This window comes from Tolypothrix sp. FACHB-123, from assembly GCF_014697075.1.
In the GTDB taxonomy this organism is placed as follows: domain Bacteria; phylum Cyanobacteriota; class Cyanobacteriia; order Cyanobacteriales; family Nostocaceae; genus Aulosira.
Window position 1 is genome coordinate 1 of sequence record NZ_JACJRE010000161.1, and the last position, 1,621, is coordinate 1,621.

The following is a 1,621-nucleotide window of genomic DNA, read 5'->3' on the forward strand; positions in this document are numbered from 1 at the left end:
CATCGGTGAGAGGTTAAGGTAATTGCACTTTTGTCAAGAGGGTGCAGGGAAAGGGGACAAATCCATCTTGGAGACTGGCTTTCGGAGATATTTAACCACGCCTAAGTCTTGATTCTCTCTTGCTGCGAAATATTTAATCGGGTCATCGGCTTTGCCTTTGTCATTTGCGACACTAAAATGGTACAAACCGCGAAATATCATCTCCAAAGAAATGCGGTCAAATGGCAGAGATAATTCGTCTGCAACCGCATCTCCCAAGTCAACTAAAACAGAATAAAATAACCAAGTAGCCCAGATTTGTAGCTTGATACCATTAATAGAACCAGTCCATAAATAAGATAGCCCCAGCAAGCGTTTTACTGTGTAGAAAGCTTCTTCAACTCTCCATCTTCTGCGGTATAAATCTGCGACAACATAAGGAGGTAAAATTTTTGGTTCAAGGACAGAAGTAATGTAAGAATAGCTAGTTTTACCAACTTTCATCTCGATTAAACGTAAAGTCAGTACTGGTGCGCCACCACGACCAGTACCAAGTTGAATCAATCGGTCTTTAAGAGAATGGTCATAGCTAAAAATCTTGAGATATTTAATAGATGCTTTGGCTTTTAAACGAGTAATAAAATGGACTTTTTGATTAATTAGTTGTTGTAAAAACTGGAAATGATAGAAACCTCTGTCAAGTAAAATTAAAGTCGATTCAGTCACTAAATTTAGTAACGCAGATTCAAAATTTGTGTCAGAAGCAGCAGGATTAGTGTGAAACCAAACTTCGACAGGTAAACGAGTAACTAAATCAATAACTGTACAAATTTTACCTGCTAGTTGCCCTGTTTTTATATCTTCCAGGCTTTTTAGCTTCCGAAACAGAGCCTCTAAGGTAGACCCATCAGCTATCCATATTCGTTCAAAATTACAGAGCGCCAACTTCACACTATCTGGCAATGGTCGCCTAAGTCTTTTTTGCCAATTAAATTGCAATTTAGGCAATAAATCTTTAAACACTCGCTCAAATAATTCAGAAGGAAAAACTAAAAATCTTTCTGAGAGTGATTGTTGGGCAACTTTGGTAACTTGACACCATAAGAAACCTTCTCGTGCTAACAGACGATTCAACTCTTGAACGCCAGGAACTTGTCGCCACAACAGTGTCAATACTGCTGCTACCATTAAAGATAAATTAAGAATCCTATCTCGACATCCTAACTGCTTATAATATTTTTGTTGAGCAAAAACCGCTGGGGTTAATAAGGCTTCTAAGTGTTTAGCGATCGCTTCATTATCTACAGTAGGAGTATTATGTCGGTGTACGTGGTCAGAGTTTTGTTTTTGTCGCTTGGGCATCGTAGTAGACCAAACTATTCGTTACCTATTTGATAATTGAATTTAGCTTGCGAAGGTTGCCCAATTTTTATTAAGTTATTCTCTCGTTACAATACTTTTTTATTGGACATTTTAGCTACTAAAACCTTGTTTGATAATGATAATCAAATAGAGTGGGAAGGAGGCGAGCAACGCTCGCCTCCTTCCCAATCCCCCCGCACACGATTATCATTTTCATTTAGCCTTTTTGAGTATTTTAACTGATTGACAAATGTGGAATTACCTTAACCTCTCACCGATG

General features: G+C 38.1%; 1 pseudogene. It reads right to left on the minus strand.

Annotated elements, in window-relative coordinates:
* Positions 1–45: 45 nt before the first annotated feature.
* A pseudogene (locus H6G41_RS34495) lies at positions 46–1,341 on the minus strand (IS4 family transposase); the annotation flags it as partial.
* Between the last annotated feature and the right edge of the window lie 280 nt (positions 1,342–1,621).